The sequence below is a fragment of the Rhodocyclaceae bacterium genome (genome assembly GCA_020248265.1).
In the GTDB taxonomy this organism is placed as follows: domain Bacteria; phylum Pseudomonadota; class Gammaproteobacteria; order Burkholderiales; family CAIKXV01; genus CAIKXV01.
In genome coordinates this window covers 164740-191393 of the sequence record JADCHX010000012.1, presented here as the reverse complement: position 1 = coordinate 191393, position 26654 = coordinate 164740, and the positions used below count along the sequence as shown (strand labels likewise).

General features: G+C 65.9%; 31 protein-coding genes, 3 tRNA genes and 1 rRNA gene. 18 read left to right on the top strand and 17 right to left on the bottom strand.

All coding sequences use genetic code 11. The features are described from left to right. Nucleotides 1-20: 20 nt before the first annotated feature. The 18 genes from rrf (at nt 21) to ING98_14080 (ending at nt 12280) form a co-directional block, all read left to right on the top strand. Nucleotides 21-135: ribosomal RNA gene (rrf, locus tag ING98_14165) — 5S ribosomal RNA — on the top strand. Nucleotides 136-234: 99 nt separating this feature from the next. After that, nucleotides 235-480, top strand: a complete 246-nt coding sequence (locus ING98_14160; protein MCA3103006.1) for a glutaredoxin family protein — start codon at nt 235-237, stop codon at nt 478-480. A gap of 151 nt (nt 481-631) precedes the next feature. Next, nucleotides 632-2425 (top strand): elongation factor 4, encoded by a 1794-nt coding sequence (lepA, locus tag ING98_14155; protein MCA3103005.1) that lies wholly within the window; start codon nt 632-634, stop codon nt 2423-2425. 19 nt (nt 2426-2444) lie between these two features. Continuing rightward, nucleotides 2445-3248: a signal peptidase I gene (gene lepB / locus ING98_14150; GenBank protein ID MCA3103004.1), complete on the top strand. Its 804-nt coding sequence runs from the start codon at nt 2445-2447 to the stop codon at nt 3246-3248. Nucleotides 3249-3295: 47 nt separating this feature from the next. Continuing rightward, nucleotides 3296-3616: a DUF4845 domain-containing protein gene (locus tag ING98_14145; protein ID MCA3103003.1), complete on the top strand. Its 321-nt coding sequence runs from the start codon at nt 3296-3298 to the stop codon at nt 3614-3616. 44 nt (nt 3617-3660) lie between these two features. Beyond that, nucleotides 3661-4320 carry a ribonuclease III gene (gene rnc, locus ING98_14140; GenBank protein MCA3103002.1) on the top strand — a complete coding sequence of 220 codons (660 nt, stop codon included), beginning with the start codon at nt 3661-3663 and terminating at the stop codon, nt 4318-4320. Next, nucleotides 4317-5219: a GTPase Era gene (gene era, locus ING98_14135; protein MCA3103001.1), complete on the top strand. Its 903-nt coding sequence runs from the start codon at nt 4317-4319 to the stop codon at nt 5217-5219. Before rnc ends, era begins: the two co-directional genes overlap by 4 nt. Nucleotide 5220: 1 nt before the next feature. Beyond that, the gene (recO, locus tag ING98_14130; GenBank protein ID MCA3103000.1) at nt 5221-5943 is read left to right on the top strand and encodes a DNA repair protein RecO; all 723 of its coding nucleotides are present in this window, start codon (nt 5221-5223) and stop codon (nt 5941-5943) included. A 43-nt stretch (nt 5944-5986) separates the two neighbouring features. After that, a complete protein-coding gene (locus ING98_14125; protein ID MCA3102999.1) occupies nt 5987-6724 on the top strand; it encodes a pyridoxine 5'-phosphate synthase in 738 nt (245 codons plus the stop codon). Further along, complete coding sequence (locus tag ING98_14120; protein ID MCA3102998.1) at nt 6721-7119, top strand: holo-ACP synthase; 399 nt, start codon at nt 6721-6723, stop codon at nt 7117-7119. Before ING98_14125 ends, ING98_14120 begins: the two co-directional genes overlap by 4 nt. Further along, nucleotides 7116-8183: a beta-N-acetylhexosaminidase gene (gene nagZ / locus ING98_14115; GenBank protein MCA3102997.1), complete on the top strand. Its 1068-nt coding sequence runs from the start codon at nt 7116-7118 to the stop codon at nt 8181-8183. Before ING98_14120 ends, nagZ begins: the two co-directional genes overlap by 4 nt. 190 nt (nt 8184-8373) lie before the next feature. Beyond that, nucleotides 8374-8787, top strand: a complete 414-nt coding sequence (locus ING98_14110; protein MCA3102996.1) for a DUF3135 domain-containing protein — start codon at nt 8374-8376, stop codon at nt 8785-8787. Nucleotides 8788-8844: 57 nt separating this feature from the next. After that, on the top strand, nt 8845-10719 hold the full coding sequence (uvrC, locus tag ING98_14105) for an excinuclease ABC subunit UvrC (GenBank protein MCA3102995.1): 1875 nt from the start codon (nt 8845-8847) through the stop codon (nt 10717-10719). Between the two features lie 4 nt (nt 10720-10723). Beyond that, on the top strand, nt 10724-11302 hold the full coding sequence (gene pgsA, locus ING98_14100) for a CDP-diacylglycerol--glycerol-3-phosphate 3-phosphatidyltransferase (protein ID MCA3102994.1): 579 nt from the start codon (nt 10724-10726) through the stop codon (nt 11300-11302). A gap of 95 nt (nt 11303-11397) precedes the next feature. Beyond that, a tRNA-Gly gene (locus tag ING98_14095) sits at nt 11398-11473 on the top strand. Between the two features lie 133 nt (nt 11474-11606). Beyond that, nucleotides 11607-11680 (top strand) — tRNA-Cys (locus ING98_14090). 13 nt (nt 11681-11693) lie between these two features. Beyond that, nucleotides 11694-11782 (top strand) — tRNA-Leu (locus tag ING98_14085). A gap of 6 nt (nt 11783-11788) precedes the next feature. After that, on the top strand, nt 11789-12280 hold the full coding sequence (locus tag ING98_14080; GenBank protein MCA3102993.1) for a DUF1178 family protein: 492 nt from the start codon (nt 11789-11791) through the stop codon (nt 12278-12280). 5 nt (nt 12281-12285) lie between these two features. Here the strand turns inward: ING98_14080 and ING98_14075 are convergent, their stop codons facing one another. The 17 genes from ING98_14075 to ING98_13995 form a co-directional block, all read right to left on the bottom strand. Next, on the bottom strand, nt 12286-13977 hold the full coding sequence (locus tag ING98_14075) for a thiamine pyrophosphate-binding protein (protein MCA3102992.1): 1692 nt from the start codon (nt 13975-13977) through the stop codon (nt 12286-12288). 229 nt (nt 13978-14206) lie between these two features. Continuing rightward, nucleotides 14207-15040: a class I SAM-dependent methyltransferase gene (locus ING98_14070; GenBank protein MCA3102991.1), complete on the bottom strand. Its 834-nt coding sequence runs from the start codon at nt 15038-15040 to the stop codon at nt 14207-14209. Next, nucleotides 15040-15231, bottom strand: a complete 192-nt coding sequence (locus ING98_14065; GenBank protein MCA3102990.1) for a hypothetical protein — start codon at nt 15229-15231, stop codon at nt 15040-15042. The genes ING98_14070 and ING98_14065 overlap by 1 nt, the downstream gene beginning before the upstream one ends. Continuing rightward, nucleotides 15231-15905 (bottom strand): ankyrin repeat domain-containing protein, encoded by a 675-nt coding sequence (locus ING98_14060; GenBank protein MCA3102989.1) that lies wholly within the window; start codon nt 15903-15905, stop codon nt 15231-15233. Before ING98_14060 ends, ING98_14065 begins: the two co-directional genes overlap by 1 nt. Then, nucleotides 15902-16681 carry a TatD family hydrolase gene (locus ING98_14055; GenBank protein MCA3102988.1) on the bottom strand — a complete coding sequence of 260 codons (780 nt, stop codon included), beginning with the start codon at nt 16679-16681 and terminating at the stop codon, nt 15902-15904. The genes ING98_14060 and ING98_14055 overlap by 4 nt, the downstream gene beginning before the upstream one ends. Nucleotides 16682-16731: 50 nt before the next feature. After that, the gene (locus ING98_14050) at nt 16732-17796 is read right to left on the bottom strand and encodes a DNA polymerase III subunit delta' (GenBank protein ID MCA3102987.1); all 1065 of its coding nucleotides are present in this window, start codon (nt 17794-17796) and stop codon (nt 16732-16734) included. 8 nt (nt 17797-17804) lie between these two features. Further along, a complete protein-coding gene (locus ING98_14045; GenBank protein ID MCA3102986.1) occupies nt 17805-18416 on the bottom strand; it encodes a dTMP kinase in 612 nt (203 codons plus the stop codon). Between the two features lie 24 nt (nt 18417-18440). Continuing rightward, the gene (mltG, locus tag ING98_14040) at nt 18441-19439 is read right to left on the bottom strand and encodes an endolytic transglycosylase MltG (GenBank protein MCA3102985.1); all 999 of its coding nucleotides are present in this window, start codon (nt 19437-19439) and stop codon (nt 18441-18443) included. Between the two features lie 25 nt (nt 19440-19464). After that, the gene (pabC, locus tag ING98_14035) at nt 19465-20307 is read right to left on the bottom strand and encodes an aminodeoxychorismate lyase (GenBank protein MCA3102984.1); all 843 of its coding nucleotides are present in this window, start codon (nt 20305-20307) and stop codon (nt 19465-19467) included. Between the two features lie 60 nt (nt 20308-20367). Next, on the bottom strand, nt 20368-21606 hold the full coding sequence (gene fabF, locus ING98_14030) for a beta-ketoacyl-ACP synthase II (GenBank protein ID MCA3102983.1): 1239 nt from the start codon (nt 21604-21606) through the stop codon (nt 20368-20370). 31 nt (nt 21607-21637) lie between these two features. Continuing rightward, entirely contained in the window at nt 21638-21874 is a 237-nt protein-coding gene (acpP, locus tag ING98_14025; protein ID MCA3102982.1) for an acyl carrier protein, read from the bottom strand. Between the two features lie 181 nt (nt 21875-22055). Further along, nucleotides 22056-22811, bottom strand: coding sequence for a 3-oxoacyl-ACP reductase FabG (gene fabG / locus ING98_14020; GenBank protein ID MCA3102981.1), 756 nt, complete (start codon nt 22809-22811; stop codon nt 22056-22058). After that, the gene (gene fabD, locus ING98_14015; protein MCA3102980.1) at nt 22808-23755 is read right to left on the bottom strand and encodes an ACP S-malonyltransferase; all 948 of its coding nucleotides are present in this window, start codon (nt 23753-23755) and stop codon (nt 22808-22810) included. Before fabD ends, fabG begins: the two co-directional genes overlap by 4 nt. Before the next feature lie 49 nt (nt 23756-23804). Next, nucleotides 23805-24761 carry a ketoacyl-ACP synthase III gene (locus ING98_14010; protein MCA3102979.1) on the bottom strand — a complete coding sequence of 319 codons (957 nt, stop codon included), beginning with the start codon at nt 24759-24761 and terminating at the stop codon, nt 23805-23807. Between the two features lie 26 nt (nt 24762-24787). Further along, the gene (gene plsX, locus ING98_14005) at nt 24788-25807 is read right to left on the bottom strand and encodes a phosphate acyltransferase PlsX (GenBank protein MCA3102978.1); all 1020 of its coding nucleotides are present in this window, start codon (nt 25805-25807) and stop codon (nt 24788-24790) included. A gap of 112 nt (nt 25808-25919) precedes the next feature. After that, nucleotides 25920-26099, bottom strand: a complete 180-nt coding sequence (rpmF, locus tag ING98_14000; GenBank protein ID MCA3102977.1) for a 50S ribosomal protein L32 — start codon at nt 26097-26099, stop codon at nt 25920-25922. A 10-nt stretch (nt 26100-26109) separates the two neighbouring features. Next, nucleotides 26110-26634 (bottom strand): DUF177 domain-containing protein, encoded by a 525-nt coding sequence (locus ING98_13995; protein MCA3102976.1) that lies wholly within the window; start codon nt 26632-26634, stop codon nt 26110-26112. Nucleotides 26635-26654 lie beyond the last annotated feature (20 nt).

Genomic DNA, 26654 nt, shown 5'->3' with positions numbered 1-26654 from the left:
GGCCTCGCAACCGCCCAATGTCTGACGACCATAGCGGAGTGGAACCACCCCTTCCCATCCCGAACAGGACCGTGAAACGCTCCAGCGCCGATGATAGTGCGATCCTTTTCGCGCGAAAGTAGGTCATCGTCAGACTCCCCTTCCGGCTACCTCACCCGTAGCCACTCAAACGCCCCGTCCCAAAAGGTTCGGGGCGTTTTCGTTTCCGCTACCAACTCAGCAAGGCTGCGCAGCATGAAGATCCCGACCTTGGTCATCCATGTCCACGATTACTGCCATCTCTGCGAGACCATGATCTCGCAGTTGCAACCGCTGGTCGATGCCGGGCGAATCGTTCTGCGGATCGTCGATCTCGACGAGCACCCCGAACTGGAACCTCTGTACTCGGAGCGGGTGCCAGTGCTGACCCACGACGATGACCAACTGATCTGCTTCGGCCAGTTGGACCGAATCGCCCTGGCGCGCGCGTTGATGCGGTGAAGCCCGATTGCCGGTGCGCGTACACGCCAGCGGTGCGCCAGCGAAGACCCCGGCGGTACGGCAACTTGGCTAGAATCCTCGTGCCTGCTTTCTGCGGACTTCCGGTCGGCAGGGACCAGCGCGAAGTCACACAGGAATCGACGCATACCCGATGCAGTACATCCGCAACTTCTCCATCATCGCCCACATCGACCATGGCAAGTCAACGCTGGCCGACCGATTCATACAGCGTTGTGGCGGTCTATCCGACCGCGAGATGGACGAGCAGGTGCTCGATTCGATGGATCTCGAGCGCGAGCGCGGCATCACCATCAAGGCGCAGACGGCGGCGCTGAAGTATGTCGCCCGTGACGGCCATACCTACAGCCTGAACCTGATCGACACGCCTGGCCACGTCGACTTCTCGTACGAAGTGTCTCGCTCGCTGTCGGCGTGCGAGGGGGCGCTGCTGGTGGTCGATGCATCGCAGGGCGTCGAGGCGCAGACGGTCGCCAATTGCTACACCGCGACCGAACTGGGCGTGGAGGTGGTCGCAGTACTGAACAAGATCGACCTTCCATCCGCCGAACCCGAGCGAGTGATCCAGGAGATCGAGGACATCATCGGCATCGATGCGCACGATGCGGTCCGTGCAAGCGCAAAGACCGGTCTCGGTATCGACGACATCCTCGAGCAGGTCATTGCGCGCATCCCGCCGCCGCAGGGTGACCCGGATGCTCCCCTCAAGGCGCTGATCATCGATTCATGGTTCGACAACTACGTGGGCGTGGTCATGCTCGTCCGGGTCAAGGACGGCACGCTCCGCCCGAAGGACAGGCTACTGCTGATGGCCACCGGCGCGGCCTACACCTGCGAGCAGGTGGGCGTGTTCACGCCCAAGGGCAGGCAGACCGAGTTGCTCTCGGCGGGCGGCGTAGGCTACATCATCGCTGGCATCAAGGAGTTGAAGGCGGCGATGGTCGGTGACACGGTCACGCTGGCAGAGCGTCCGGCAGCAGAGCCGCTGCCGGGCTTCAAGGAAATCAAGTCGCAGGTGTTCGCCGGCTTGTATCCGGTCGAGTCGAATGCCTACGAGGCCTTGCGCGATGCCCTCGAGAAGCTGCACCTCAATGATTCTTCGCTGCGCTACGAGCCGGAGACATCACAGGCGCTGGGCTTCGGCTTCCGCTGCGGCTTTCTCGGCCTGCTGCACATGGAAATCGTGCAGGAGAGACTCGAGCGCGAGTACGACATCGACCTCATCACTACTGCGCCGACGGTGGTCTACCGCATCCTGATGCGCGACGGCGAGACCATCGAGATCGACAACCCGTCGAAGCTGCCGGAGCAGTCGAAGATCGACGATATCCTGGAGCCGATGATCAAGGCCACCATCATCGTTCCCCAGGACTATGTCGGTCCGGTGATGACGCTGTGCAACCAGAAGCGTGGCGCCCAGAAGGACATGCACTATTCCGGGCGCCAGGTGATCCTCACCTACGAGCTGCCGCTGAACGAAGTGGTGATGGATTTCTTCGACAAGCTGAAGTCGGTCAGTCGTGGTTACGCTTCCCTCGACTACGAGTTCACCGACTTTCGTTCCTCCGACCTGGTGAAGCTCGATATCCTGATCAATGGCGAGAAGGTCGACGCGCTGTCGGTCATCGCGCACCGTTCGACCAGCCAGAGCCGCGGCCGTGAACTCGCGGTGAAGATGCGTGAACTGATTCCGCGCCAGATGTTCGATGTTGCCGTCCAGGCGGCGATCGGCGCGCACATTATCGCGCGAGAGACCATCAAGGCGCTGCGCAAGAACGTGCTGGCCAAGTGCTACGGCGGTGATATCTCGCGCAAGCGCAAGCTGCTCGAGAAGCAGAAGGCCGGCAAGAAGCGCATGAAGCAGGTGGGGCGGGTGGAGATTCCGCAGGAGGCCTTCCTGGCCGTCCTTCGGACCGACAGCAAGTGACCATGGAAGAGAGTGGACAGTGAATTTCCCCCTGATCATGCTGGTGCTGCTGGTCATCACCGGTGCCATCTGGCTGCTAGACAGGTTCGTGCTGAGGCGCAACCGGCCCGAGGGCAAGGGCGAACCCTGGTGGATCGAGTACCCGAAAAGCTTCTTCCCGGTCATCCTGATCGTGTTCGTGCTTCGGTCCTTCCTCGTCGAACCGTTCAAGATCCCGTCCGGCTCGATGATTCCGACACTGCTCGTGGGCGACTTCATCCTCGTCAACAAGTACACCTACGGTATCCGGCTCCCGGTGGCGAACGTGAAGGTGTTCGACATGGGATCGCCGCAACGCGGCGACGTGATGGTGTTCCGGTATCCGGACGATCCGTCGCTCGACTACATCAAGCGGGTGGTCGGCGTGCCCGGCGACCGCGTGGCGTACCGCGACAAGCGACTTGAGCTCAATGGCCAGCCCGTTTCGTTGAAGCCGGTCGGCGACTACAGCTATGTCGAGGGCGGGCTGTCCTTCGTGAATGCACGGCGCCTGTCCGAAACGATCGCGGAAAGGCCGCACGATATCCTGGTGCAACCGGATATGCCGACCATCCAGACCAGTGGTGTCCGGCGCTTTCCGATGCGCGAGAATTGCGAATACAATGAAGCAGGATTTACCTGCACGGTTCCGCCAGGACACTATTTCACGATGGGCGACAACCGCGATGCGAGCGCCGACAGTCGCTACTGGGGCTTCGTACCCGAACGCAACATCGTCGGCAAGGCAGTGATGATCTGGTGGAATTTCGACGCAATGTCCCGAATCGGCACGCGGATACAGTGAAAGCTTTCGCCATGCGCAACCGGCAGAAGGGCATAACGATCGTCGGAATGATCTGCGTCAGCATCGGACTCGTGTTCGTCTCGATCCTGGCCATGAAGCTGGTGCCGGCCTACATCGAGCGGTACACCATCGGCAAGATCTTCCGGCAGATCGCCAACAACCCGGCGTACGCCAACGCTACGGCTGCAGATGTGCAGGCCGCCTTCAGGCGCCAGACGACGGTCGACTCCGTGAATGCTGTTTCCCCGTCCGACCTCGTGATCACCCGCGAAGCCGGGCAACTGGTCATCGAGACACGCTACCGGGTCACGATCCCGCTGATCTCGAACATCAGCCTGCTGGTGGATTTCCAGGCGACCTCGCGCTGAGGCGGCCTTGCCGCCACGCGCCGCGTCCGCATTTGCCGCTGAAGATGTCCCGCGCGATCCAGCACGCATTCTCGGACCCAAAGCTGCTCGAAAGGGCGCTCACGCATCGCAGTTTCGGCGCCGACAATAACGAGCGGCTCGAGTTCCTCGGCGACAGTGTCCTGAACTGCGTCGTCGCGCAGGAACTGCTGGAGCGTTTCCCCTTTGCCGCCGAAGGGGAACTGTCGCGTCTGCGCGCCAATCTCGTCAACCAGCAGGCGCTGTTCGAGGTCGCACTGGATCTCGACCTGGGTGCTTCCTTGCGGCTGGGCGAGGGCGAGGCACGGACTGGCGGACACCGGCGTCCGTCGATCCTTGCCGATGCGTTCGAGGCGGTCGTCGGTGCGGTATTCCTCGACGCCGGTTACGATGCCGCGTCCGCCTTCGTGACCCGCAACCTGCGCGCGCGCCTGGGTGCAATCGACATCAATGCGCCGGCCAAGGATCCGAAGACCCGCCTGCAGGAATGGCTGCAGGCGCGCCGGCACCCACTGCCCCGCTATGCTGTGGTCGGAATCAGCGGCGAGGCGCATGCGCAGCGCTTCGAGGTTGAGTGCGTGATCGACGTCCCTGGTCTTGCCACCCGCGGCAGTGGTACCAGCCGCCGGGCTGCGGAGCAGTCTTCCGCCGAGGCCGCCTGGCTGCAACTGGCGCAGCGCCCATGATCCAGCCTCGGCTATCGGGTCGTATCGCGATCGTCGGCCGGCCGAACGTGGGCAAGTCGACGCTGCTCAACCGGTTGATCGGCGCGAAGCTCGCCATCGTCTCGAAGCGGCCGCAGACCACGCGCTCCAACCTGCTCGGCATTCTCGCCAGGGGCGACCAGCAGTTCGGATTCGTGGATACGCCAGGACTGCAGGACAACCGCAGCGGCCACCAGTCGCGTACCTACAACCGTGAGGCCATCCAGGCGCTTGAGAGCGTGGACGCCGTTGCCTGGGTGGTCGAAGCCGACCGCTTCCGACCTGAAGACCAGGCTGTCGGTCGGGCGCTCCCTGCATCACTGCCGGTGGTGCTGGTGATCAACAAGATCGACCAGTTGCAGGACAAGCGTCGCCTGCTGCCGTTCATCGACCGCGTCCGCCGTGAGCGCGACTTCTCGGCGATAGTCCCGGTCAGTGCCGAGCACGATGCCAACTTCGATTCCCTGCTCGATGCGCTTGCCGTCCACCTGCCCGAGCAGGAGGCCCTGTACGACCCGGAGGCGTTGACCGACCGCGGCGAACGCTACTTCGCGGGCGAGATACTGCGCGAAAAGCTGTTCCGCTTCCTCGGCGCCGAATTGCCTTACGAATGCGACGTGTCGATCGACCAGTTCGAGGAACTGCCGCGGCTGCGCAGGATCTACGCGACCATCACGGTCGCCAAGCCCGGCCAGAAGGCGATCGTGATCGGCGATCGAGGAGCACAGTTGAAGGCGATCGCCACTGCGGCGCGGGGCGACATGGAGGCGCTGTTCGGCTGCAAGGTGTTCATGGAACTGTGGGTGAAGGTCCAGCGTGCGCGTGGGCGCCCGACGGCCAGCCAGGACATCGCCCTGCCGGGCGAACCCGGGCAGGACTGACATGGCTGGCGGTGGAACCCGGGTCACACAGGTACCAGCCTTCGTACTGCATACGTATCCGTTCCGCGAGACGAGCCTGATCGTCGAGGCGTTCACCGGACAGTACGGGCGGATCGCATGGGTGGCGCGTGGTGCACGGCGCGCCGGCTCCGCGATGCGCGGCCTGCTGCTGCCGTTCCAGCCGATGGCGGCCGGCTGGGGCGGCCGGGGCGAGCTGCGCACCCTGCACAAGGTCGAGTGGATCGGCGGGCTGCCGCCGCTCAGCGCGACGCCATTGCTCTGTGGCCTCTACGTCAATGAACTGCTGCTGAGGCTGCTTCGGCGCGAGGATCCGCATGAGCAATTGTTCGAGGACTATGCACGGGTGCTGGTCGAGCTGTCCGGCGGCAGCGGGCTCTCCGCGACGCTGCGCCGCTTCGAACGTGCCCTCCTTGCCGGGATCGGCTACGGGCTGGTGCTGGACCGCGACGCGTCCTCGGGTGCCGCGATCGATCCTGGCGCGCGCTATGTTTATCAGGTCGGCATCGGACCAGTTCCAGCGGACGGCGACCGCGAGGGCATAGAATTGGCGGGACAGACACTGATCGACATGGCACACGATCGCTATGCCGATGCGCAGAGCCTGCAGGAGAGCAAGCTGCTGACCCGCCATGTGCTGGCGCACTACCTTGGCGACCAGCCGCTGCACACCCGCGACCTGCTGCGTTCGTTGCAGAACCTCTGAAACCGAAGCTGGGAGCGCGGTTCCATCCGCGATCTGCACAACGATGACCCGACTGAGCGTCAACCTGAACAAGATCGCCCTGCTGCGCAACTCGCGCGAAAGCGGGCTGCCGAGCGTTACTCGGGCGGCGATGATCTCGATCGCGGCAGGCGCCGCAGGCATCACCGTGCATCCTCGCCCCGACGAGCGGCACATTCGCCCGAGGGATGTACTCGACCTGTCGCGGCTGCTCGAGGGCTATCGCGGCGTGGAGTTCAACATCGAGGGTAATCCGTTCCACAACCTGATGAAGATCGCCCTCGACATCGTGCCCGACCAGTGCACGCTCGTACCGGACGAGGCGGGCGCGCTTACGTCCAGTTTCGGCTGGTCGTTGCCCGCGCGCGCGGCAGAACTCGAGCCGGTGGTTCAGGCATTGAAGGACGCGGGTATTCGCGTCAGCCTGTTCTTGGATCCGGATCCGGCCTCGATGCGCTTTGCGCGCGAACTGGGTGCCGACCGGATCGAGCTGTACACCGAAGCCTATGCGCGCCATTCTGACGATCCGGCAGTGCTGGCGCAGTTTGTCGAAAGCGCACAGGCGGCCCGCGCCGCCGGACTTGGCGTCAATGCGGGACACGACCTGAACCTCGCCAATGTCGGCAGGTTCGTCGCGGCCGCGGCGCCGGTCGACGAGGTATCCATCGGTCATGCACTGATCGGAGATGCGCTCGAGATGGGGCTGGACGCCGCCGTGCGCGCATATGTGGCTGCACTGTCGGCCGGGGAGGTTGGAGCATGATCTACGGTATCGGAACCGACCTGGTCGCGCTCGATCGGGTCGAAGGCCTGCTGACCCGATACGGTGAGCGCTTCGTCGAGCGCGTGCTGATGCCGGCGGAGCGCGATGCCTTCGCGCGATCGTCCCGGCCGGTGAACTTCCTCGGCCAGCGCTTCGCCGCGAAGGAAGCCTGCTCGAAGGCGTTCGGCCTCGGCCTGCGCTATCCGGCGACGCTGCACCAGATGGGATTGGCGAGCGATCCGCGAGGCAAGCCGCTGTTGGTGTTCGGAGACGCTCTCGCGGCGCACGCTGCGCGCGAGGGGGTACTCGGCGGGCATGTGTCGCTCACCGACGAGCGCGGGATGGCGTGCGCGATGGTCGTACTCGAACGGGCCGATGCAGGCGGCGCACGATGAGCCCGGCACTGCTGCGTTCCGCACCGCGTCCGCTGGGTCCGGTGATGCTCGACGTGGCCGGCCTTGCGCTCGACGCAGATGACCGTCGGCGGCTGCTGCATCCGAGCTGCGGTGGCGTCATCCTGTTCTCGCGCAACTTCGAATCTCCGGCGCAGCTGGCCGCGCTGGTCGCCTCGATCCATGCGCTGCGTACCCCCGCGCTCCCGGTCGGTGTCGACCATGAAGGGGGGCGCGTGCAGCGTTTCCGCGCCGGCTTCACCGCCATCCCGTCGATGGGTTCTATCGGCGCTCGCTGGACAGAAGATCCGGCAGGTGCGTGCCGGCGGGCTGAACTTGCAGGCCATGTGCTGGCTGCCGAACTGCGCGCTTGTGGCGTCGACTTCACGTTCGCCCCGGTGCTCGACCTCGACTTCGGCCGCAGCGGCGTGATCGGCGACCGTGCTTTCCACAAGGATCCGTCCGCGGTCACGATGCTCGGCCGAGCGCTCGTACGCGGGCTGCGCCGGGCGGGGATGGCCTCCGTGGGCAAGCACTTTCCTGGACATGGATATGCCGAAGCGGATTCGCATGTCGACGTTCCGGTGGACCCACGCCCGCTGGACGAAATACTCGCATGCGACGCGCTGCCCTACGCGCGGCTGGCGCCAGGCGATCTTGCCGCGGTGATGCCGGCGCATGTCATCTATCCGCTCGTCGATCCGCGGCCTGCTGGCTTTTCCAGCTACTGGCTACAAGAGGTGTTGCGCCGGCGGCTGGGCTTCGACGGGGCGATCCTGAGCGACGATCTGTCGATGGAGGGGGCACGGGTCGCCGGGGACGTCGGCGAGCGGGCTCGCGCCGCACTGTCTGCGGGTTGCGATCTCGTGCTCATCTGCAACCGTCCGGACCTGGCCGACCAGTTGCTGGCGTCGCGGCTGCCCCTGGTTGATGCCGTGGGTGCCCGCCGCCTGTCCGCCCTGCGTGCCCGTGAAGGGGCCGGCATCGATCCTGCGGCTGAAGACCTTGGGCGCCTGCAGGCATCGCCTGGCCATGCGGCCGAACTTCAGGCGCTGGCGGCGGGGTGATCCGGATCCCCGCGACGGCGATCCTTGCCGGTCGCAGAACGCCTGCACGCAATGACCCACCCGCGCCCGGACCTGTTACCTTGTAGCCTGGATGATCGAGCAGGGCACGCTCGATCCGTGTTCCCGATCCCGCGTCCCCGGCGCTGCTGCCGGGCCGCTGATGGCCTTCCGACGGCAGCCTGTTTACCCCATGTCCAATCTCTCCGACCGGAAACCCGAGGATTACGTCTTCGAGGACTGGCAGCGCCTCCATGAGACCGATCCCGAGGTGTTCGAACTGCGCCGCAAGGAGGCACTCGAGGCGGTCATCCAGTCCGCACCGGCCGGCATGCAGCCACGCCTGCGCGGCCTGCAGTTCCGGGTCGACATGGAGCGTTCCCGTGCAGGCAGCGACCTGGGTGCGTGCCTGAAGGCGCAGTCGATGATGTGGGACAGCCTGATCCGACTGCAGGATGCGTTGTCCGAACTGTCGGGTATCCAGAAAGACGGAATGCTCGCCGCAGTCGCCCGCACGCGGGCGGAGGCGCCGAAGGCCACGGTGATTCCATTCCGTGCTGCGCGGCGGACTGCCCCTGCCGGGCACCCACCCGAGGCCGAGCAGTGACGGGACAGCAATGCCCTGCCAGCTGCTCCCGAAGGTGAACGAAGGTATCCGACGCTGATGAGTCCGTTGTCTCCGGAGCTTGACGGTCCGGCTTCAGGCGAGGGATTGCCGATCGTCGCGCAACCGGAACGCGACGTATTGCTCAAGCGCGTGGCCGAACTGCCGCACCTGCCAGGGGTCTACCGGATGATCGGTGCCGGCGAGAAGGTGCTCTACGTCGGCAAGGCGATCGACCTGCGCAAGCGTGTGGCATCGTACTTCCAGGCCGGCCGGCATGCGTCGCCCCGGATCGAGCTGATGGTGCGTCAGGTATACCGGTTCGACGTGACCGTCACGCGTTCGGAATCGGAAGCGCTCCTGCTCGAGAACAACTTCATCAAGTCGCTGCAGCCGCGGTACAACATACTGTATCGCGACGACAAGTCCTACCCGTACCTGCGCATCGGCCCGGGCGACTTTCCGCGCCTGGCCTTCTATCGCGGTGCGCTCGACCAGAAATCCCGATTCTTCGGACCGTTCCCGAACGCTGGTGCGGTGCGGGCCAGCATCCAGCTCATCCAGAAGGTGTTCCGGCTGCGCACCTGCGAGGACACGGTGTTCCGCAACCGTTCCCGCCCCTGCCTGCTGCAGCAGATCCACCGCTGTACTGGTCCATGCGTGGGGCTGGTCGACACGGCGACCTACGCCGAGGATGTGAGCGACGCCACGCTGTTCCTGGAAGGGCACGACGACCTCGTGATCGAGAAGCTGGTGCGCCGCATGGAGTCTGCAGCCGAGCGCCTGGCGTTCGAGGAGGCCGCGACGCTGCGCGACCAGATCCAGGCATTGCGCAAGGTCCGCGAATCTCAGTTCGTCGACGCCGGCACCGCGACCAATGCCGACGTGGTGGCCTGCGAATCGATCTCCGGGCGCTTCTGCGTGAACATCGCGATGATCCGCGCCGGGCGCCACGTCGGCGACCGCAGCCTGTTTCCCGACCATGCCGATGGTGCTGCGTCGTCCGAGGTGCTCTCGGCGTTCCTGTCGCAGCACTACCTTGGCGCGGATGTGCCCGAGCAGATCATCGTGCATCCCGCGATCGAGGCGGATGGACTGGTCGAGGTCCTGTCGCAGCAGGCCGGGCGCAGGGTGCAGCTGTCTTCGAATCCGCGCGAGGTGCGGCGGCGCTGGCTCGAGATGGCCATGCAGAATGCGCGCCTCGCACTGGAGCGCCGCCTCGCCAGCCAGCAGAACCAGGAGGCGCGCCTGTCGGCGCTGCAGGAAGCCCTGGGCCTGTCTGACGTCGTGCGCCGCATCGAATGCTTCGACGTGAGCCACACGATGGGGGAGGCGGCGGTCGCGTCCTGCGTGGTCTACGACGGCGACGGCATGCGGCCGGGCGAGTATCGCCGGTACAACGTGTCGCCCGATGCACCGGGCGATGACTATGCCGCGATGCGCGAGGCGCTCGAGCGGCGCTTCCGGCGGGCAGTGGCTGGCGAGGGCCGCCTGCCTGACCTGCTTCTGATCGATGGCGGACCTGGCCAGTCGCGCATTGCGCGCGAGGTACTGGACGACCTTGGCGTGAACGACCTCCCGGTGGTCGGCGTGGCGAAAGGGGAGGGCCGCAAGCCCGGCCTTGAGACCCTGGTCTTCACCGACGGCCGAGAAGGCCTGCAACTGGCGATGGACCATCCGGGCGCGCACCTGGTGCAGCAGATCCGCGACGAGGCGCACCGGTTCGCCATCCAGGGGCATCGCGCCCGCCGCGACAAGAAGCGCGTCGGCTCCGCGCTGGACGGGATTGCCGGCGTCGGACCGAAGCGCCGCCAGCAACTGCTCGCGCGCTTCGGCGGGCTGCGCGGCGTCGCCGCCGCGAGCGCGCAGGATCTGATGCAGGTGGAGGGCATCAGTCATTCGCTCGCTGAACGCATCTATCGGGCGCTACACTGAGCAGATGTATCCCGCACTGCCAAACCACCTCACCTGGGCGCGCATCGTCGCGATCCCGATCTTCATCGGCATCTTCTACCTGCCAGACGACTGGCTCGGGTTACAGCAGAAGAACCTGCTGTCGACCCTGCTGTTCGTGGGCGCCGCCGTCACCGACCTGCTCGATGGCTACATCGCACGCCGCTACAAGCTCACGACACCGTTCGGCGCCTTCCTGGACCCGGTCGCCGACAAGTTGATCGTCGCGGCCGCACTGATCCTCCTGGTGGAGCTGGATCGTGTCGGCGCCGTGATCGCCGCGATCATCATCGGGCGCGAGATCACGATCTCCGCGTTGCGGGAATGGATGGCCAAGGTCGGCGCAAGCCGCAGTGTCGCGGTGTCGATGATCGGCAAGGTGAAGACCGCCGCGCAGATGATCGCCATCCCGATGCTCCTGTACGGGGCGCCCCTGTTCGGCATCGACGTGCAGATGTTCGGCACGTGGCTGATCTACCTGGCAGCCGTGTTGACGCTCTGGTCGATGTTCTATTACCTGCGCCGCGCAAAGCCCGCTGCCGCCGGGCCCGGGCAGGATGGTTGAAGTTCAACACGCTGAAGCATGCGATCAGTTGCATGTTTCGATCACCGACACCTTGACATCCTTGCCGCCGAATCTATAATCCGTCCTCCTGTGATGCGGGAATAGCTCAGCTGGTAGAGCGCAACCTTGCCAAGGTTGAGGTCGGGAGTTCGAGCCTCCTTTCCCGCTCCAATCATTCCCTGGGGAGCGCACGTCGCGCTTCCCATTTTTGTTTGATCGGTCTGCATTGCTCCGAAAACGCCGACGTTCGTGCGATCGGAGCATGGGTCGATCACCAGTCCGGACCGTTCAGACGGGCAAGCAGGGCGGGGTGGCAGAGTGGTCATGCAGCGGCCTGCAAAGCCGTGTACGCCGGTTCGATTCCGACCCCCGCCTCCATATTGATTTCGCTGCCCGGGTGGTGAAATTGGTAGACACAACGGACTTAAAATCCGTCGCCCTTCAAAGGGCATACCGGTTCGAGTCCGGTTCCGGGCACCAGTCACCGTGATCATCTACGACTTTCACTGCGAACTCGAGCACCGGTTCGAGGGCTGGTTCGGCTCGCAGGATGATTGCGAGCGCCAGTTGCAGGCGAGACAGGTCCACTGCCCGGTGTGCGACTCCTCGACGGTATCGCGCCTGCCCAGCGCGCTTCACGTGAAGAGCGCCGCGCGAGATGTCGGGCCCTCGACAGGTACGTCTGTCGCAAGCGGTTCGGCGCACTCGGCATCGCAGGCGGAGAGGGATGTACCGGACGCGGCCGTGCCGCAGGCGCCCGCCGAATTGCGCGAGGCCATGGAAAGGCTGCGTCGCTGGGTCGCATCCACGGAAGATGTCGGCCGGGGATTCGCGGAGGAAGCACGCCGCATCCACAACCAGGAGGCACCGGAGCGCGCCATCCGCGGCGTGGCCACGCGCGCCGAGGCAAGGGCACTGGTCGAGGAAGGGGTCCCGGTGCTTCCGCTACCGGCGCACCTCGTCGACAAGCAGCACTGACAGGGTCATGCAACCCACTCGCTGACCGGTGCGCGCGCCTCGTGCAGTGGCTGGGTCACCACGTCGACGAGTGTCGGTCCCGCATGTTCTGCCGCAGCGGCGAAAGCTGCGCGCAGCATCGACGGTTCGGTGACCCGCCAGGTACGCACGCCATAAGCCTCGGCTACCTTCGCATGGTCGGTGCGGGTGAAGTCGACCGAGAAGTAGCGTTGCCGGAACCCCGTCTTCTGGCCAGCCTTGATCCAGCCGAACACGCTGTTGGAAACGACGACCATCATGATCGGCAGGCGCAGACGCACGATCGTCTCAAGTTCGCCGGCTGTGAACGCGAAGCTTCCATCGCCCATCACCGACACGCATTTCGCCTGCGGCCGGCCGAAGTGGGCGCCGATCGCGCCCGACATCGAGTAACCCAGTGCGCCATGCGCCCGGTTGGAGATGAAGTGACGACCTGATTCGCGGAAGCGGTAGAAGGCGGAGAAGTAGGGGCAGGGCGTACCGGGATCGCATACCACCACCGCATCCGATGGCAGTACCTCGTTCAGCGTCGCCACCAGTCGCTCCGGCAGCACCTGCGTCTCGCCGCTTGTCGCGAGTTGGTCGAAAGCGGCGAACTTCTCCCTCAGCGCGCGCGCAACCCTGGCCGCGCCGTCTCCCGACTTCACCTCCGGTGCGCGGCGGCCAAGCTCGGTGTCGATCGCATGCAGCGCGAGACGCGCATCGCCGACCAGGGCGACCTCGGTCCGGTAGATCGCGCCGATTACCTGCGGATCGGCGTCGATATGCACGATTCGTGTGCCGCGGGCAGGGAAACGCCAGCGCTCGGTGGTCACCGAACCGGCGCGGCAGCCGATGAACATCACGAGATCGGCCTGTTCGACCAGCGCGCGGGTGGGCAGGGTTCCGCCATTGCTGCCCACGACCCCCAGGCATAGCGGATGCGTCTCCGGCAAAGACCCCTGGCCGGAGATGGTCGTGGCAACCGGTGCGCCCAGCCGCTCGGCGACGCTCGCCAGTTCGGCTTCGGCGCGGGCAATGACCACGCCACCACCGCAGATGATCAGTGGTTGCCTGGCCGACAGCAGTGCGGTGACCGCCGCGCTGACTGCCGCGGGATCGGGGCTGCATCGCCACGACGGATAGGTCGCGTGTTCCGGTTGCGCCCAGATGTCGTCTGCCTCGACCGAAAGATCTTTCTGTATGTCGAACGGCAGCGCGAGGTGGGCCGCGCCCGGCTTGCCGCTGGTCATTGCGCGGAATGCCGCGCGTACCGTTTCGGGCAGACGGTCGGCGCGGTCGATCACCGCGTTCCACTTCGTGAGCGGTTTGAACAGCGAACGCTGGTCGAGCTCGGTCAGCGTGTAGCGGCCGCGCGAGGTCGTGGCGATGTCCGTGGTGATTCCGAGTACCGGTATCGAGCTCTCGTTGGCCTCGACGATGCCAGGCAGGATGTAGGTCGCGCCGCCACCGCTCGGACCTTCGCAGACGCCCACGCGGCCGCTCACCCGCGCATAGGCGTCGGCCATGTAGGCCGCCGAACGCTCGTCGCGCGTCAGGATGTGCTGCATGCCGTGGTCGAGCGTGGCGAGCGAGTCATAGAGTGGCAGGCTGGTATCGCCGCACAATCCGAAGATATGCCGCACGCCATGTGCCTGCAGCATGCGAACCATGGCGTCTGCGCCGTTGAGCTTGGTCATCTGTCGCGTTTCCGTTAAGCGGTTGCCGGCAGGCCGGCGCGGTATGCGGCGATCGCAGCCACGCCCGGGCGCACGATCGTGATGCAATCCGGTAACGTACAACGTTCGAGGGGCTGCGGTCGATGGCCGCAAACATCAACCGCATTTGCAGGGCAGTGAATGATGATTATGTAAAACTACGTGTCGAAGAAAAGCGCGCCGAAGCGCGCTCTCCCTCGACACATGCAGCCTACTTCGACCGTACGGCTGTCCAGCCCTTGCCTTCGATGCGATCGCCCGCCACACGGCCGGAATAATCGCGCGAAGCGCCGCTGCCGTCGACCAGCGCGAAGCTGATCTGGTCACCGCGCAGGCTGCCCCTCGCGACCTTCACCGAACCGCTGCCGCCCTCGAACTTCTGGTACTGCTGCGTCAGCGAGACGGTCATCGGTGCGCCCGAAGCCGGCGTGATCGTCCACGTTCCGGCGACCTTCGCCGGAACGATCCAGAGGTAGATCGTCTGGTTGCTTCCCGCGACCGACTCGGTGCGGTCTGCTTCCCAGTCGCCCATCGTAAACGCGTGCGATACCACACGGGTTCCCGGACGCATGTCGAGAACCGTCGGGCGCAGTTTCAGGTTGAGGCCGGGCAGCAGGTACATCGTGACCACCGCCGCGTCGGTGAAGTTGTGCTCGAAGATGTTGGCCTGCAGGAAGCGCGCCTTGCCGGTCAGCCCCATCTCGTTGGCCCAGCAATTGGCGATGTTGAAGCGGCCGTCGTCGAGCTCGATGCCGCGGGCATTGGCGCCGCGCTTGGCTGCCGCCAGCACGATGCGGCCGTCGCCGGAACCCAGGTCGACCAGCGTTTCGCCTGCCTTCAGTTCCGCGAAGTCGAGCATGCGCTCGACGGTCTGCAGGCGCGTGGGAACGTAGATGACGTCACGGCCCGGCCCGGTGTCGTCATACTTCTTGTGGCAAGCGGACGGACGCTGGTCTTCGGTGTAGAGCTGTGCGAAAGCCGGACCGGCAACGACGAGGCCGAGGCTGATTGATAGGAGGCCAGCCACGCCTCGGAAACTGTGCATCATGATGTCTCGTTCTCCCTGTGGTTGAAGGCGACGCACCCCGCCACCATCAGCCAGAGAATATCGCGTTTGGCCGGTCGTGGCGGCACGATCTCTGCGCGGATGACGCTGTGCATGACAAGCCTTGCGGCGGCTTCAGCTTCGCTTGCGGGCGCCTGCAGAAGAGGCAGCGCGCCGTGTGCTCCAGGCATCACTTCTTCTCCGCAGCCTCGATCATTTCCGCGATGCGCAGTTGCCCTGCACTGCGTGCCCAGGCTACCGCAGTGCGCCCGGCATCGGTCGCGCGTGTCGCATCGGCACCGCGTTTGAGCAGCAGCGCGACGGCTTCGCTGCGCCCTTCGGAGGCCGCCATCATCAGCGGCGTCGTACCGTTCTCGGCGGCCGCATTGACGTCGCCTCCGCCGTCGAGCAACAGCGACAGCACACCCGCGTGCCCGCGCAGGGCGGCGTAATGCATCGCCGTCCAGCCCGGCCCATCGGCGTTGATACGCGCCCGCTTGCCGAGCAACTCGCGCACGATCGCCTCGTTACCGCCCAGGGCCGCGTACATCAGTGGCGTCTCTCCGAAGCGGTTTCGCGACTCGATGCGCGCACCTGCTGAGAGCAGCACCGTGAACACCGCGCGGTTGCCGCGCTGCGCGGCGCGGGCCAGCAGCGTGTTGCCATCGCGGTCGACGGTGTTGACGTCGATGCCACGGGCGAGCAGCGCACGCACCTCGGTGGCCTGATCGGCATCCACTGCCTCGAACATCCGGTCGAACGCTGACTGCGCGATCACGGGTAGTGCCGCAAGCGCGGCCAGGACGCCAACTGCTGCAGCGACGAGCCTGCGTTCTATCGCCTGGGGGCGGTCTCGGTCTTTCATGCGGGAACCTTGAAGAGCGTACGGAAATTGCGCGTGCTGGCCTCGGCGATCGCTTCTACAGGTACCGATCGCAGGTGTGCAATCTCCGCTGCGACCAGTGGCACGTAGGACGGTTCATTGGTACGGCCGCGATGCGGCACCGGCGCCAGGAAAGGAGCATCGGTCTCGATCAGCAGGCGCTCGAGCGGCACCGCGCGTGCGACCTCCTTCAGCGCTGCGGCATTGCGGAAGGTCACGATGCCGGAAAACGAGATCATGAAGCCGAGCGCCATCGCCGCGTGCGCGACCTCGAGCGTCTCGGTGAAGCAGTGCATCACGCCGCCGACCTCGGAAGCGCCCTCCTCCCGCAGGATGGCCAGCGTATCGTCGGCTGCCGAGCGCGTATGCACGATCAGCGGCTTGCCGCAGGCGCGCGCGGCCCGCACATGGCGCCGGAATCGCTCCTGCTGCGCGGCGGCGGACGGCGTCGACGGATCGTCAGCCCGGAAGTAATCCAGCCCGGTCTCGCCGATGGCGACCACCCGCGGCAGTGCCGCACGTTCCAGGAGTTGCTCGACGGTGGTTGCGTCGCTCGCAGGCTGGTCAGGATGAACGCCAACCGACGCGTAGAGGTTCGGGTGCGCGCACGCCAGTGCATGCACACGCGGAAAGTCTTCCAGGTTCACCGCCACGCAGAGCGCATGCGTGACCCCAGCCTCGCGCATCCGCGCAAGCACGCCTTCACTGTCGGCGGCAAGTGCGGGATAGTCGAGATGGCAATGCGAATCGATGTACATGGTGGACTCGAGTTGGGGAGACCCTGCCCCGACGGGCGCAGGCTTGGGCATCAGCGCCCGCCAGTGCCCTGCAGGTAGTCGAGCCAGAGTGCCTCGAGCGTGAGCTGGGCGTTCAGCGGGTGCCGGATCCACCGCTGGCGCAGCGCAAGTGTACGGTGCAGGCGCGTGATCGCGCGCAGCGTCATCGATGCCGACAACCGCTGCAGCGTCGCGGACTGCGCCGAGTGGTAGCGCGGTGCCGCCCCTGCCTTGACCCGGGCCAGGTCATGCGTCCACTGGACCAGCCACGACAGGACCTGCGGGGCACCAGCTTCCTTGGTGTCGCGGGCAGCCGACAGCGCCGTGATCGATGCGTCCGAAACGCAGCGCAGCCAGGCCTTGCTCAACGCAGCGCGCACCGGGTCTGCATTGTCGAGCGCGGCTTGCGGCGCCCCGCCGGCGAGCGCCAGTGCGGTGGCAGCGTCCTCGACGCCCTGCGCCTGCAGCCAGGGCACTGCCTGGTCCGCCGCAGGCACTGGCAGGGCCACCCGCATGCACCGGCTCAGCACCGTGGCGCTGACACGCTGCACCCGATGCGCAATCAGCAGGAAGCGCATACCCACCGGCGGTTCCTCGAGCAGCTTGAGTACCGCGTTGGACGCGGCGATGTTCATCGCATCGGCGGGATGGATCACCACCACGCGTGCGCCGCCACGATGGCTGGTGATCCGGGCGAGGTCATGCAGCGGGCGCAGTTGCCCGATCAGGATCGCCTGACTGGCGGCCTTGCCCTTGCCCTTTTCTTCGCCTCCCTCGTCGTCGCCGTCGGCGTCCTCCGATTCCGCCGCCATCGATGCGGGCTCGATCATGCGCAGGTCGGGATGGTTGCCCGCCTCGACGAGCTTGCAACTGGCGCAATCCAGACAGGGGCGTACGTCGGCGGTCGCGTCCGCCTCGCAGAGCCAGTGGGCTGCCAGCGCCAGGGCGAAGTCTCGTTCCCCGATGCCGGCTGGCCCATGCAGGAGTATCGACGGCACATCCGAGCGCACCGCTCTCTGCAATGCCTGCACATGCCAGGGCATCGGCCTCGGTACGCCGGGACGGCCGGGAATCGCGGCTGCAGGTGCGCGTGCCATCGGCAGGCTCAGCCGGCGTGCGGCGCGATGGCCCGAGCGATCGCAGTCTGGACGTCAGCGATCGACTGGCCTGCATCGAGTACGCAGAAGCGGGCGGGCTCGAGCCTGGCCTGTTCAAGGTAGCGCGCCCTCACCCGCTCGAAGAACCCGAGATCTTCCCGTTCGAACCGGTCGGTCGCACTGCGCGCGACCACGCGCGCCCGGGCGGTCCCGGCGTCGGTGTCAAACAGCAACGTCAGGTGCGGCGCCAGATCGCCATGGGTGATGCTGGCGAGCGCTGCAACCGCGGACTCAGGGACACCGCGCCCGCCGCACTGGTAGGCGAAGGTTGCATCCGTGAACCGGTCGCACAGCACCACCGATCCCGCAGACAGCGCAGGACGGACGACTTCGCGCAGGTGTTGCGCCCGGGCGGCGAAGACCAGCAACGTCTCGGCCATCGTGTCCATCGCGTCGCCGAGGACCAGCGCACGGATCCTTTCGCCGACGACGGTGCCGCCCGGTTCGCGCGTCTGTACGACCGTGCGCCCGGCATCGGAGAAGCGCCGTGCGATGTAGTCGGCATGCGTGCTCTTGCCCGCACCGTCGATGCCTTCAAGGGTAATGAACAGTCCTGCCATCGCGTGTCCGATCGGATGTGCCGCCTAGCGCCCCTCGCGCTGCCCTAGCTGGTATTTTCTCACGGCCCTGTTGTGGTCAGCGAGCGTCTCGGAGAATTCCGATGTGCCGTCGCCGCGTGCGACGAAGTAAAGCGCGCGCGTCGGCTCGGGATGCAGCGCCGCGCGCAACGAAGCGAGCCCCGGCATCGCGATCGGCGTCGGCGGAAGCCCCGCACGCGTATAGGTATTGAACGGCGTGTCTTCGCGCAGGTCGCGCCGGCGCAGGTCGCCGTCGAAGGCTTCGCCCATGCCGTAAATTACCGTGGGGTCGGTCTGCAGGCGCATGCCGATGCGCAGACGGTTGTGGAACACGCCCGAGATGCGCTTGCGGTCACCGGGGCTGCCAGTCTCCTTCTCGATGATCGAGGCGAGCACCAGCGCCTCGTAGGGCGTGCGTACCTGGAGGTTGGCGCCGCGTGCCGCCCATTCGCGCTCCAGGTGCCCGTCCATCGCGCGCAGCGCCCTCGCCAGCAGCGTGCGTTCCGTGCTGCCTCGGGTGAACAGGTAGGTGTCGGGAAAAAGGCGCCCTTCCAGCGAGCCGGCGTCGAGGCCGAGTGCCTGCGCAAGCTCTGCATCGGCCATCGGCGGGCTCTCGCGACGAATATCCGGACTCGCGGCGATCGCGGCGCGCCACTGGCGCAGCGTCCACCCCTCGACGAACGTGATCCCGCTCAGCGTGACATCGCCGCTGGTGATCTTCTGCAGCAGTTCCCAGGTTGTTGCGCCCACCTGCAGTTCGTAATGGCCGGCGCGTATCCGGGTATCCGCGCCGGTGAGTCGGCCGAGCAGGACCATCGGCAGTGCATGGTCGAGCACTCCGACCTGCACCATTCCGTTTGCCGCGGCGCGCAGGCCCCGGCCCTCCGTGATGGTGAACTCCACGGGCGTGGACGGTAGCGTCGGGCGCCAGGCGAACAGGTACAGGGCGGCAGCGGCTGCGATCGCTGCCACCGTTGCCATTGGCAGCAGGACGAAACACGCCATCCGGCCGAGCCCGCGGCGGCGGCGCCTAGTCATCGCGTTCGAGATCGGTGGCGAGTTCGTCATGCCATGCCGGCCGCGAATAGGTACGGCCGTTGAACCGGCTCACCCACCATGCACCGATCACGCTGTTGCAGAGGATCAGTGCGTCGGCGGCGCATACCCGCTCGAGCGGCAACGCCTCCACGGTCGCCGGGATCCCGCGCTGGCGCGCCCAGTCGATGATACGGCCGCGCTGCACGCCTTCGACGCCACAGCGCGCGAGGTCGGGGGTCGCAAGGCAACCGCCTTCGACGATGAACAGGTTGCTCATCGTGCCGCAGATGGCGTGGCCTGCAACGTCCAGGGTCAGGCCTTCGGCGATCCGGTCGTCATCCCATTCGGCGCGTGCCAGTACCTGTTCCAGGCGGTTCAGGTGCTTCACGCCCGCCAGGGCTGGTTGGTCGGCGAGGCGCAGCTTGCACAGGCGCAGTGCGATACCCAGCGTTCCGATCTCGGCTGGCCAGAGCGGCAGCGCTGTGGCACGCACGACGGTGGTCAGCGCGGTACCGTGCATGCGGCGATAGCCCCGCGCGGATGCGCCGGCGGTGATGCTGATGCGCGCGATGCAATCGGGATGGCTTGTACCGAGTCGGTCAAGGTCTGCCACGATGCGGCGCAGGTTGGCTGGGCCGAGTGCGAGCCGGGCCAGATCGGCGTCCAGCTTTCGAGCATGACGTCCCCAGGCCGCGACGCGCCCATCCCTGACCCGCACGGTACGGAACACGCCGTCGCCATAACTGAACCCGCGATCGGATGCCGTCACCGCCGTGGCGAACGGATCGACGTCCACACCGTCCACACTGAGGAACAGCGTTCCGTCGTCGCTCATCGCGTGCTGTCCGTGTCGCACGCCGGGTTGGTCACCCGATCGCGCACCCGCACGGACCGGTCAGCGCAGGCGCCGGAAGACCAGCGACCCGTTGGTGCCACCGAAGCCAAAGTTGTTCTTCAGTGCAGCGTCGATCTTCATCGGCCGTGCCTCGTTGGCGCAGTAATCCAGGTCGCACTCCGGATCCTGGTTGAAGATGTTGATCGTCGGCGGCGAGACTTGGTGGTGGATCGCCAGGACGCTCACCACCGATTCAAGCCCGCCGGCACCGCCGAGCAGGTGGCCGGTCATCGACTTCGTCGAGTTGACGACGAGTTTCTTCGCGGCTTCGGCGCCGAAAGCGGCCTTGATCGCCTCGGTTTCGTTCTTGTCCCCCAGCGGCGTCGAGGTGCCGTGGGCGTTCAGATACTGGATGTCCGTCGGATCGACGCCCGCGTTGCGCATTGCATTGACCATGCAGCGGCGCGGACCGTCCATGTTCGGCGCGGTCATGTGGTAGGCGTCGCTGCTCATGCCGTAACCGGACAGCTCGGCATAGATGCGCGCGCCACGGGCACGAGCGTGCTCGTACTCTTCGAGCACCAGGACGCCGGCGCCCTCGCCCAGCACGAAGCCGTCACGGTCCTTGTCCCACGGACGGGACGCCGTCTTCGGATCATCGTTGCGGCCGGACAGAGCCCGTGCAGCTGCGAAGCCGCCGATGCCCAGGGGCGACACCGTCGATTCGGCGCCGCCGGCGAGCATGACGTCGGCGTCTCCATACTCGATCAGCCGACCCGCCTCGCCGATGCAGTGAAGGCCGGTCGTGCAGGCAGTGACCACTGCAAGGCTGGGTCCCTTGAGGCCGAAACGGATGCTCAGGTGGCCGGAGATCATGTTGATGATGGACGCTGGCACAAAGAACGGGGAAATGCGCCGTGGACCCTTCGCCACCAGATCGGCATGGGTCTGCTCGATCAGCGGCAGCCCGCCGATACCCGAGCCGACGATCACACCGATGCGCTCGGCGTTCTGCTCGGTGACCTCTATCCCGCTGTCGACCCAAGCCTGGATCCCCGCAGCCATTCCGTAATGGATGAAGGTATCCATGTGGCGGGCTTCCTTCGCCGGCATGTACTGCTCGACGTCGAACCCCTTCACCTCGCCCGCGAACCGGCATGAGAACCCGGTCGTATCGAAACGGGTCACGTCGGCAATACCGGTACGCCCGGCAACGAGGTTGTCCCAGGCCTCCGGGATACTGTTTCCGACGGGGGAGATGACCCCCAGCCCTGTCACCACTACACGACGACGTGTCATTCGCTCGCCTGCCGGTCCGTGAATGCCGCGATTACTTCTTGTGCGAGGTGACGTAGTCGATCGCCTGCTGCACCGTGGTGATCTTCTCGGCTTCCTCATCGGGAATCTCGGTCTCGAACTCTTCCTCGAGCGCCATCACGAGTTCCACCGTGTCCAGCGAATCCGCACCGAGGTCGTCCACGAAGCGCGAATCGATCTTCACGTCCGCTTCGTTCACGCCAAGTTGCTCGGCGACGATCTTCTTGACACGGCTTTCCACGTTTTCCATTGCAAACCCCTATCGATAGTGTGAATCGTTTGAAGGCACCGGGAAGTGTTCTCGAGAATGTTCCCGCGCTGCCCACAGCGAAACGGCTGCGGATTCTACCAAAAACGAACCCCCGTTCCGCGAAGAACGGAACGACCAGTCAGCCGGCGAAACCCGCCGCCCGATCGGCGTACCGGCGTGCTCATTCCATGAAGAGGCCGCCGTTGACGTGCAGGGTGCTGCCGGTGATGTAACCTGCCGCGGGCGTGGCCAGAAACAGGACGGCCGCTGCCACGTCCGAGGCCTCCCCCAGCCTGCCCAGCGGTACCTGGCCCAGCAGCGCGGCCTTCTGTTCCGGCTTCAGGGAGCGTGTCATGTCGGTATCGATGAAACCGGGCGCCACGCAGTTGACCGTGATGTTCCGACTCCCGACCTCGCGCGCAAGCGCCCGTGTGAACCCGAGCATGCCAGCTTTCGATGCCGCGTAGTTCACCTGGCCGGGATTTCCGATCGATCCGACCACCGACCCGATATTGACGATCCGGCCGCGGCGCGCCTTCATCATCGGCCGCAGTACCGCCCGGGAAAGCCGCCAGACCGACTTCAGGTTGGTGTCGATGATCGCGTCCCATTCGTCCTCGCTCATGCGCATCAGCAGGTTGTCGCGCGTGATGCCCGCATTGTTCACCAGGATCGATACGCCACCTTCTGCGCCCGTGATCGATTCGAGCAGCGCGTCTACTGCGGCGCCATCGTTAACGTCCAGCTGTACGCCCCGGCCGGCAAGCCCGGCCTGCGCGAAGGCAGCGTCGATCGCACGCGCGCCCTCCGCGCTGGTCGCCGTGCCGATGACCCTGGCACCCGCGCCCGCAAGGGCCTGGGCGATTGCCTGCCCGATGCCACGGGTCGCGCCGGTGACCAGCGCCACCTCCGATTGCAACCGATCCTGTTCTCTCATGCGCACACCGCCTTCAGGGCCTCGTCGAGTGACGCGGCATCGACCACGGCAAAGCCCTGCAGGCTGCCGTCGATACGACGCGTCAATCCGTTGAGGACCTTGCCCGGACCGCATTCGATGATGGTCGTTGCGCCCATGCCGGCGACGGCCCGGATGGTCTCCACCCAGCGCACCGGGGACCGTGCCTGCCTTGCCAGCGCATCCCGGATCGCCGCCGGGTCGGACACGCAGGCCACATCGACATTGTTGATGACGGGAATGACGGGTGCCGAAAGCGCCACGTCGCGCAGGAACCCGGCCAGACGGTCGGCGGCCGGTGCCAGCAGGGTCGAATGGAACGGCGCGCTCACGGGCAGCAGGACCGCGCGTTTCGCGCCCGCGGCCTTGGCCAGATCCGCGGCACGCTCGACCGCTGCCTTGTGACCCGCGATCACGACCTGATTCGGTGCATTGAAGTTCACCGCTTCCACGACCTCGCCCTGCGCGCCGCTCGAACAGGCTTCGCGCACGGCATCGTCATCCAGACCGAGGATTGCGGCCATGGCACCGGTGCCGAACGGCACGGCTTCCTGCATGGCCTGGGCACGGAAGCGGACGGTTCGCACGGCATCGGGCAGCGTGAGCGCCCCTGCGGCGACCAGGGCCGAATACTCGCCCAGGCTGTGCCCCGCGACCACCATCGGCGCGGGGCCTCCGCTGGCCAGCCATTCGCGCCAGACGGCCACCCCGGCGGTCAGCATCACCGGCTGGGTGTTCACGGTCGCGTTGAGTGCTGTGTCCGGGCCATTCTCGACCATCGCCCAGAGATCCTCGCCAAGCGCAGCAGACGCCTCGTCGAAGGTTGCGCGCACGCCCGGGCGATCGGCGAAGCCGCGCATCATGCCGACGGACTGCGACCCCTGGCCGGGAAAGACGATCGAGAAAGGTATTGTCGAGGCAGTCATGCGGTCGAACGCTCCGTTGATCGAACGGGCTCGCTGTGTGTGCGGGAAGCTACCACCGCAGCAGCACCGAGCCCCAGGTGAATCCGCCGCCGACACCTTCGAGCAGTACGAGTTGCCCGGGCCGGATACGGCCGTCGCGTACTGCGGTATCCAGCGCCAGGGGAATCGAGGCCGCCGACGTGTTGGCATGGCGGTCGACGGTGACCACGACACGCTCCATCGGCATGCCGAGCTTCTTCGCTGTCGATTCGATGATGCGGATATTCGCCTGGTGCGGTACCAGCCAGTCGACATCCGCCGGCGCAAGGCCGTTGGCCTCGAGCGCCTCGTACGCGGCCTCGGCCAGTACACGCACGGCGAAGCGGAACACGGCGTTTCCGTCCATGTGGACGAACGGCGACCCGACCACGGCGCCCTGTTCGATGCGTGCCGGCACCCCGAGGATACCGTTGTAGCTGCCGTCGGCATGCAGGTGCGACGACAGGATGCCCGGGCCATCGGTGGCGCTGAGCACAACGGCCCCAGCGCCGTCTCCGAACAGTACGCAGGTCGAGCGGTCGTTCCAGTCGAGGATGCGCGAATACACCTCGGCTCCGACCACCAGTGCGTGGCGGCACTGCCCCGCGCGTACGGCGAGGTCGGCCGACGACAGCGCATACACGAAGCCGCTGCAGACAGCCTGCAGATCGTAGGCCGGGCAGCCCGAAATGCCCAGTTTCTGCTGGAGGATGCAGGCGGTACTCGGAAACACCGCGTCCGGTGTCGTGGTCGCGACGATCACGAGACCAATGTCGGAGGGCTGCAGTCCGGCTGCCTCGATGGCCTGGCGCGCTGCAGGCAGGGCCAGGTCGCTCGTGAGTTCACCCTCGCCGGCGAAATACCGCTGGCGGATACCGGTACGCGTGGAAATCCATTCGTCCGAGGTATCGACCCGCCCGGCCAGTTCGGTATTGCTCACGCATCGGGCCGGCAGGTAGCTGCCGGTGCCGCTGATCCTCGAATGCATCGGCATCCGGGCTGGTGCCGGACGGCTCACGCCGCCCCCTGCTGCAGCAGGTTCACGCGCTCGCTGATGCGGCCGGCGAGGCCCATGCGCACTTCTTCTACCGCGCGACCGATCGCGAAACCGTAGCTGAAGGCATCGGCCGAACCATGGCTCTTGACCACGACACCCTGCAACCCGAGCAGGCTCGCGCCATTGTAGCGGCGATGGTCCACCGTCCGCTTGAAGGCACGCATGACCGGCAGCGAGCACAGACCCGCCAGCCTGGTGAGCCAGGTGCGATTGACCTCACGGCGGAGCACCGCGCCGAGCATCTGCGCCAGCCCTTCCGAGGTTTTCAGCGCCACGTTGCCGACGAAACCATCGCACACGATGACGTCTACCGTACCCTTGTAGATGTCGTCGCCCTCGACGTTGCCGTAGAAGTTGAGACCGCTCAGGCGCAGCAGTTCCGCCGCCTGCTTCACGGTGTCGTTGCCCTTGATGTCCTCGACGCCGATGTTGAGCAGCCCGACGCTGGGCGCATCGACATGGTCGAGGGCGCCAACGAGGCTCGCGCCCATCATGCCGAACTGCAGCAGTTGTACCGGCGTGCAGTCGACGTTTGCGCCGAGGTCGAGCATGTAGGTGCGACCATTGACCGATGGCAGCACGCCACAGATGGCCGGGCGCTCGATGCCCGGCAGCGTCTTCAGCACGAAGCGCGAAGTGGCCATCAGGGCTCCTGTATTGCCGGCGCTGACGCAAGCATCCGCCTCGCCCGCCTTGACCAGGTTGATGGCGACCCGCATCGAGGATTTCTTCTTGTTGCGGAGAGCGTTGGCGGGAGGTTCATCCATCGCCACCACCTCGGGGGCGTGGACGATCCGCAGCCGACCACCTTCGATCCGTCCTGCCTCGGAAAGAGCTGCGCTGATCGCATCCGACAAGCCGACAAGCACGATCGACAGTTCGGGATCCGCATCGACGGCCGCCACGGAAGCGGCGACGGTCACGCGCGGCCCGTGGTCACCGCCCATGCAGTCCACTGCGACGACAACCCGCGACATGATCAGTGTCCGGCCGGCGCGGACGGACGTGCCCGGCACCGGATGCAGCCTGCCGGTCCGCCGAAGTCCAATCCGTCTGCCCGCGTGCTGGCCGGGATACCGGGACCGTCGATCAGTCTTTCTTGCCTGCCGTGACCTTCTTGCCGCGGTAGTAGCCCGACGGGCTGATATGGTGGCGCAGGTGCACTTCACCGGTGGTCGGCTCGACGCCGAGCGGTGCTGCGGTGAGGAAGTCATGAGCACGACGCATGTTGCGGCGGGACGGCGATTTCTTGTTCTGCTGGACTGCCATGATGAACCTCTTAGTCTTGATTGCCTTGTTTGGTACCGCCGCGTCGAGGCGACAGCTTTTCGAGTGCCGCGAACGGATGGACTGCCTCTGTGCCGCCGAAGGTCAGATCGGCGTCGCACGGCGTCATGCCATGCATATCGTGACGCGGCGCGATCGGCCACTGCAGCAGCAATTCATCTTCCACCAGTTCCGCGACATTCAACTCCTGCGAAGCCTGGATCGCGTCCACCCCTTCTTCGTCGGCTACATCGAGATCGGCATCATCGCGTGCGAGCCTGATCCTGTTCTCGATCTGCACCGGCCAGCGCATCGGCCCGAGGCAGCGAAGGCAGCGGACCATCAGCCAGCCTTCGATCTTCAGTTCGAGCGCGGGCTTTTCATCCCACAGAATGCCGTGCACCTCGTAATTGACCTCCCCGGCACGGTCGACGAGACTGTCATCGAGCCGGGTCAGCCGCTCGCCCTGCATCGTGCCCTGACAATGGCTGCCGGCACGCGCGAAAGCGATGCTGTCTATGACTGGGGTGTGCGACATAAACGTCGGATAATATTGCG